Here is a 6,544-nt window from a genome sequence, read left to right as displayed (position 1 = left end):
GCGGCCGAACCTCCCCGAGTGGTGTGGTGCTCGCGCAGTTCCTCGCGCCCCCAGCGGGGACCGTCAGCTCAGCACCCTCGGGCCGAGGTCGGTGCGCGCCGGGAGGCGCGCGAGGCGGATGGAGGCGCCGAGGACCGCGACGCCCGCGGGGGCGACCACCACCGGTTCCAGCGTCAGCTCGGCCACTTCGGGCAGGTCGTCCACCAGTCGGGAGACCCGCAGCAGCACCTCCTCCAGCGCGTCCGTGTCCACCGGGGCCGCCCCGCGCCAGCCGAACAGCAGTGGGGCCGCCTTCACCTCCCTGACCAGCGACGACACCTCCGCGTCCGTCGCCGGGACGAGCCGGTGCGCGACGTCTCCCAGCAGCTCCGACGGGGCGCCCGAGAGGCCGAAGGACAGGATCGCGCCGATGGCCGGGTCCACCGCCGCGGAGACGGTGGTGTCCACGCCGCGCGCCGCCATCGGCTGGACCACCAGGCCCGGCTCCGGGCCGAGGGTGGCGGTCATCTCGCGGTGGGAGCGCCGCAGCGCGGTCTCGTTGACCAGGTCGAGCCGGACCGAGCCGAGGTCCGGCCGGTGGCGCAGCCGCTCCGTCGTGGCCTTGAGCGCGACGGGGTAGCCGAGTTCCGCCGCCGCCCGCACCGCTGACTCCTCGTCAGGTGCGGGCAGCGCCCGCAGCACGCGGATCCCGTAGTGGGCGAGCAGCTGCGCCGCCTCCTCGGCCGTCAACTCGCGTCCACGCAGTTCACCCAGGGCAGAGGCAACCTGGCGCCGCGCCGCGTCCTCCGATCCGGTGTCGATGTCCGGGAACTCGGGGACCGTGCCCGTCTCCGCGTTGGCCCGCCGCCACGCGGCGTAGCGGACGCTGTGGGTGAGGGCGCGCACGGCACGCTCGGGGCGCGGGTAACCGGGGACGCGCCCCGCGTCGCCCAGGGCGTCGTTGATCTCGTCCACCAGCTGAGGCATCGCCAGATGCACCACCAGCAGCGGCTTTCCAGCCGCGGCGGCGTGCTGCGAGGCCTCGACGAGCATCGCCGCGTACGGGGCCGTGTCGAAGGAGCTGCCATAGCGCTCCTCGGAGGCCATCAGCCCGGAACCGGGGAACAGCGGGTAGCCCTCCACGCCGATCGGCGGGATCACCACGGCCACGACGGCGTCGCTGTCCTCGCGGTCCACCGCCGCGTGCAGCGCGAGCCGGAAGTCCTCCGGGGTCGCCGCCGTGGTCAGGTCCTGCGGGGCCAGCGGTCGCAGCCCCGCGCCCAGCGAGGCGTCGTGGGTGAGCAGGCCGAGGGAGTCGGAGTTGCCGACGATCGCGACGCGCTCCCCCGCGGGCAGCGGCTGGTGGGCCAGCAGGTCGGCGGTGTCGTAGAGCTCGGTGATGGTGTCCACCCGGACCACGCCCGCCTGCTGGAAGAGGGTGTCCACGGTGGAGTCGTCGATGCGGGTCAGCGCGTGCGCGTGCCCGGCGGGGACGCTGCGGGCGAAGCGGCCGCCCTTGACCACGACCAGCGGCTTGACCGCGGCCAGCCGCCGGGCCAGGCGGCTGAACTTCCGCGGATTGCCGAAGGATTCGAGGTAGAGCAGGGCGACCTGGGTGGCCTCGTCCTCCTCGAAGTACTGGATCAGGTCGTTGCCGGAGACGTCGGCCCGGTTGCCGGCCGAGACGCAGGCGGAGATGCCGAGGCCGCGGCGGTGGGCGGCCTCCAGCAGCGCGGCGCCGATCGCCCCGGACTGGCTGAACAGCCCCAGGGGTCCGCGCTTGGGCAGCAGCGGGTCGAGCGAGGCGTTGAGCCGGACGCCCGGGTCGGTGTTGAGCAGGCCGAAGGCGTTGGGTCCGAGCACCCGCATGCCCGCGGCCCGTGCCTGGCGCACGAGTTCACGCTGCCGCTCCCGCCCGGCGATGCCGGTCTCGGCGTACCCGGCGGTGATCACGACCAGCCCCCGCACGCCCTTGCGCCCGCAGTCGGCGACCACGCCGGACACCTGGCCGGCCGGCACCGCGACGACGGCCAGGTCCACCGGGCCGGGGATGTCCGCGACGCTCGGATGCACCGGGACGCCGTCCAACTCCCCATGCTTCATCGCCGAGTTGACGGCGTAGAGGGCGCCGGTGAAGCCGCCGGAGAGCAGGTTGCGCAGGAGGGTCCGGCCGACCCCGGCGGGGTTGCGTCCGGAGCCGACGACGGCGACCGAGCCCGGGGCCAGCAGCCGCTGCATCGACCGGGCCTCGGCGCGGTGCTCGCGGGCGCGCATGACCGCCAGGGACTGCTCGGTGGGCTCCAGGTCCAGCTCGAAGTGGAGCACGCCCTCGGCGAAGCTGCGCCGCTGGGTGTATCCGGCGTCGGTGAAGACCTGGGCCATCTTCCGGTTGGCGGGCAGGACTTCGGCGATGAAGCGGCGGATGCCGCGCTCGCGGGCGACCGCCGCGATGTGCTCCAGGGCGACGGAGGCGATGCCGCGCCCCTGCTGGTCGTCCTGGACCAGGAAGGCGACCTCGGCCTCGGTGCCCTCCCCGGACGGCCGCCCGGAGGCGTCGATCCGGTCGTAGCGGACGGTGGCCACGAACTCGTCCTGGACCAGCACGGCGAGACCGACGCGGTCGACGTAGTCGTGGTGGGTGAACCGCCGCACGTCGCGCTCGGACAGGCGGGGGTAGGGCGCGAAGAAGCGGAAGTACTTGGACTGGTCGGAGACCCGCTCGTAGAAGGCGAGCAGCCGCTCCGCGTCCTCCGGGACGATGGGGCGCAGCCGCGCCGTGCCGCCGTCGCGCAGCAGGATGTCGGCCTCCCAGTGGGCCGGGTAGGCGGGAGGCTGCGGGGCGTCCTGTGCGCCGCCCTGTCCTGCGCGCTGCGGCTCGGCATCGGTCACCCTGCACAGGCTACGCGGGTGCGGCGCGCCGTCGCGGGTATGGAGGAGGGTCGGGGCAAGGTGAGGACGAAGGCCGCTGCCCCGCCCCGGTCCGCCCTCGTCCGCAGCCGTGCGAGAATGGTCTAGACAACCTGGCCGTCCGGACAGGGCGTCCGAACCACAGCGCACCACGTGAAAGGCACGCATCATGGCTGAGCGCCGCGTCACCATCGGCTGGCCCGAGGGCCTGCACGCCCGTCCCGCCTCCGTCTTCGTCCGCGCCGCGGGCTCGGTGGGCGTGCCGGTCACCATCGCGAAGCCGGGCGGGACCCCGGTGAACGCGGCGTCCATGCTGGCCCTGCTGGGCCTTGGGGCGGCCGGCGGGGAGGAGGTCGTCCTGGCCTCCGACGCGGACGGCGCGGACGCGGCGCTGGACCGCCTCGCGAAGCTCGTGGCCGAGGGCCTCGACGAACTGCCCGAGGCGTAGCCCTCCGACGGGCAGTCGCACTCTCACGGGCGCGAGGAAACTGCGCGAGCAGCCCACCACCCAGGGAGGTCCGTCCTGCAATCAGGGTCGAACCTCGGCGGGTGTTGGGCTGATCGCGCCCACGCGGCGGAGCCGCCCATGCAGCCTCGCGCCCCTACCGGGGCGCCATGCGGAGGGCGCCGTCCATGCGGAGGGTCTCGCCGTTGAGGTAGTCGTGCTCGGCGATCATCAGTACCAGCCGGGCGTACTCCTCGGGACGGGCCAGCCGCTTCGGGAACGGCACCCCCGCCGCGAGGCCCGAGCGGACCTCCTCCGAGAAGCCGGCCATCATCGGCGTGTCCACGATGCCGGGGGCCACCGTCACCACGCGGATGCCGAACTGCGCCAGGTCCCGCGCCGCCGTCAGGGTCATCCCCGCGACGCCCGCCTTGGACGCCGAGTAGGCGATCTGCCCGACCTGCCCCTCGAACGCCGCGATGGAGGCGGTGTTGACGATGACGCCGCGCTGCCCGTCCGCGTCGGGCTCCTGCTGGGCCATCGCCTCCGCCGCCAGCCGCAGTACGTTGAAGCTGCCGAGCAGGTTGACCTTGAGCACCGTGTGGAACAGGTCCAGGTCGTGCGGTCCCGACCGCCCCAGCACGCGCGCCGAGGGGGCGATGCCGGCGCAGTTGACGGCGAGCCGCAGCTCCGCGCCGTCGTCCCCGATCCGGGCCAGCGCCTCGCGGACGCCCGCCTCCTCGGTGACGTCGGCGGCCAGCAGGGTGACGCCGTCCGGCTGCGGGCCCGCCGCGGCGACGGCCTTGTCCAGGTCCAGGCCGTAGACGGTCGCGCCCCGCGCGGCCAGCGCGGCGGCGGTCGCCGCGCCCAGACCCGAGGCGGCGCCGGTGACCAGGGCCGCGGTTCCGGCGATCTCCATGAATTCTCCTCAGTGGTGCGGAAGTTGACTCTGCGTCGGCTGCTCAGGCGGCCAGGCCGCGGCTGATCACCAGGCGCTGGATCTGGTTGGTCCCCTCGAAGATCTGCATGATCTTCGCCTCGCGCATGTAGCGCTCGACCGGGAAGTCCCGCGTGTATCCGTACCCGCCCAGCACCTGGACCGCGTCCGTGGTCACCTTCATCGCCGCGTCGGTGGCCACCAGCTTGGCGACGCTGGCCTGGCGGCTGAACGGGCGGCCGAGGTCGCGGCGGCGGGCGGCGTCGAGGTAGGTGGCGCGGGCGGAGTCGACCGCGGCCGCCATGTCCGCGAGCAGGAAGCCGAGGCCCTGGTGGTCGATGATCTTCCGGCCGAAGGTGGTCCGCTCGTTGGCGTAGCCGACGGCCGAGTCCAGGGCGGCCTGGGCGAGCCCGGTGGCGCAGGCCGCGATGCCGAGGCGGCCGCTGTCCAGAGCGCTGAAGGCGATCTGCAGGCCCTGGCCCTCCTCGCCGACCAGCCGCTCGGCGTCGATCACCGCGCCGTCCCACATGGCGGAGGTGGTGGGGACGGCCTGCAGTCCCATCTTCCGCTCGGGCCTGCCGAAGCTGAGACCGTCAGCCTGGCCGGGGGCGACGAAGCAGGAGATGCCGTGATTGCCCGGGGCCGTTCGGGCGAACAGGGCGTAGAAGTCGGCCCTGCCGCCGTGGGTGATCCACGCCTTGGTACCGGTGATCCGGTAGCCGGTGTCGGTCCGTTCGGCCTTGCAGGTGAGGGCGGCGGCGTCGGAGCCGGCCTGCGGCTCGGAGAGGCTGTAGCCGCCGATCATCTCGCCGGCCAGCATCGACGGGAGCCACTTCTGCTTCTGCTCCTCGGTGCCGAAGGCGCTCAGCGGGTGGCAGGCCAGGGTGTGCACGCTGGTCGCCACGGCCACGGCCGCCCAGCGGCGGGCCAGCTCCTCCAGCACCTGCAGGTAGACCTCGTACGGCTGACCGCCGCCCCCGTACTCCTCGGAGTACGGCAGTCCCAGCAGTCCGGCCCGGCCCAGGACCGCGAACAGTCCCTCCGGGTAGCGCTCCTCGCTCTCGTGCTGATCGACCCGAGGGGCGAGTTCCTTGTCGGCGATCTCGCTGGTCAGCGCGATCAGATCCTCCGCCTCCGGGGTGGGAAGCAGACGGTCGACGGCCATGGCGGGCTCCAAGTGGTACTCAAAGCGGTACTCCAGTACCGCTTAGCGTAGCGAATCCCGCGGTCGGGGGATACTGTCCAGGTGATCGAGACGTCCGCCGCCCAGAACCCGAAGCTGACCGGGCGCGGCGCCGCGCGGCGCTCCGAGCTCTTCGAGGCCCTGGTGCGGCTGCTGACCGAGCAGGGTTTCGCCCGGTTCACCCTCGACGACCTGGCCCGGCGGCTGCGCTGTTCGAAGCGGACCCTGTACGGCCTGGCGGACAGCAAGGAGCAGCTGGTCCGCACCGCGGTGGTGCACTTCTTCCGGGAGGCCACGGCGCGGGTGGAGGCGGCACTGGCCGCCGAGACCGACCCGGCGGCCCGGCTGGCCGCCTACCTGCACGCGGTCGCGGCCGAACTCGGCCCGCTCTCCGCGCAGTTCTTCGACGACATGGCGGGCTTCGAACCCGCCGCCGAGGTCTACGAACGCAACACCCGGGCGGCGGCCCGCCGGGTGGAGCAGCTGATCGAGGAGGGCGTCGCGGCCGGGGTTTTCCGCGAGGTGCACATCGCCTTCGCGGCCGACGTCATCTCCTCCGTGATGGTCCGTATCCAGCAGCGCCAGGTCGCCGCGGCCACGGGCCTCGCCGACGCGGAGGCCTACGCCAACCTGGCCGAGCTCCTGCTGCACGGCCTGACCCGCTGACCTGACACGGCGTCAGCAACCGTGCGCCACGCCCGCTCTCAGGGCAGCAGACCCGCCCGGCGGGCGCGGACAACCGCCTCGAACCGGGTCGACGCCCCAAGCTTGCGCATCGCACTGCGCAGGTAGGCCTTCACCGTCTCCGGCAGCAGCGACAGCCGGCCGGCCGCCTCCGCGTTGGTGCAGCCCAGCGCCACCTGGGCGAGCACGTCCAGCTCCCGGGGCGTCAACTGCGCCTGCGGACCGTCCGGTTGGCTCCGGGTCAGGTCCGCGACCCGCCGCGAGGCGTCCAGCAGGCGGCCGCGCAGCGCCTGGTCCGTCAGCGCGCCGGCGATGGCCCGCAGTTCCGCGTGCAGCTCCCGCAGCGCCTCGGCCGCGGGCGGGTCGGCGGGCGGCGCGGCCGCGCGGGCGCGCAGCAGGCGGACCCGGC

The 6,544-nt window shown here is 73.9% G+C and carries 6 protein-coding genes; 2 read left to right on the top strand and 4 right to left on the bottom strand.

Annotation, left to right across the window (positions count from 1 at the left end; genetic code table 11):
• Positions 1-63 precede the first annotated feature (63 nt).
• A complete protein-coding gene (locus ACFP3V_RS31830; protein ID WP_417774528.1) occupies positions 64-2,868 on the bottom strand; it encodes a bifunctional acetate--CoA ligase family protein/GNAT family N-acetyltransferase in 2,805 nt (934 codons plus the stop codon).
• 187 nt (positions 2,869-3,055) lie between these two features.
• On the opposite strand from ACFP3V_RS31830, the gene ACFP3V_RS31825 reads away from it, so the two are divergent.
• Positions 3,056-3,334 carry an HPr family phosphocarrier protein gene (locus tag ACFP3V_RS31825; RefSeq protein WP_380591316.1) on the top strand — a complete coding sequence of 93 codons (279 nt, stop codon included), beginning with the start codon at positions 3,056-3,058 and terminating at the stop codon, positions 3,332-3,334.
• A 154-nt stretch (positions 3,335-3,488) separates the two neighbouring features.
• Here the strand turns inward: ACFP3V_RS31825 and ACFP3V_RS31820 are convergent, their stop codons facing one another.
• Together ACFP3V_RS31820 and ACFP3V_RS31815 are read right to left on the bottom strand one after the other, a co-directional pair.
• Positions 3,489-4,250: an SDR family NAD(P)-dependent oxidoreductase gene (locus tag ACFP3V_RS31820; RefSeq protein ID WP_380591315.1), complete on the bottom strand. Its 762-nt coding sequence runs from the start codon at positions 4,248-4,250 to the stop codon at positions 3,489-3,491.
• A 43-nt stretch (positions 4,251-4,293) separates the two neighbouring features.
• On the bottom strand, positions 4,294-5,433 hold the full coding sequence (locus ACFP3V_RS31815; protein WP_380591312.1) for an acyl-CoA dehydrogenase family protein: 1,140 nt from the start codon (positions 5,431-5,433) through the stop codon (positions 4,294-4,296).
• Between the two features lie 81 nt (positions 5,434-5,514).
• Between ACFP3V_RS31815 and ACFP3V_RS31810 the strand changes: the two genes are divergently transcribed.
• Entirely contained in the window at positions 5,515-6,117 is a 603-nt protein-coding gene (locus ACFP3V_RS31810) for a TetR/AcrR family transcriptional regulator (RefSeq protein WP_380591310.1), read from the top strand.
• 38 nt (positions 6,118-6,155) lie between these two features.
• Here ACFP3V_RS31810 and ACFP3V_RS31805 read toward each other — a convergent pair.
• A partial coding sequence (locus ACFP3V_RS31805; RefSeq protein ID WP_380591307.1) for a helix-turn-helix transcriptional regulator occupies positions 6,156-6,544 on the bottom strand: 389 nt, incomplete at its 5' end.

Source organism: Streptacidiphilus monticola (genome assembly GCF_042658505.1).
In the GTDB taxonomy this organism is placed as follows: domain Bacteria; phylum Actinomycetota; class Actinomycetes; order Streptomycetales; family Streptomycetaceae; genus Streptacidiphilus; species Streptacidiphilus monticola.
Note: the sequence above shows the minus strand (reverse complement) of the source record. Positions and strands in the feature narration are given on the sequence as shown.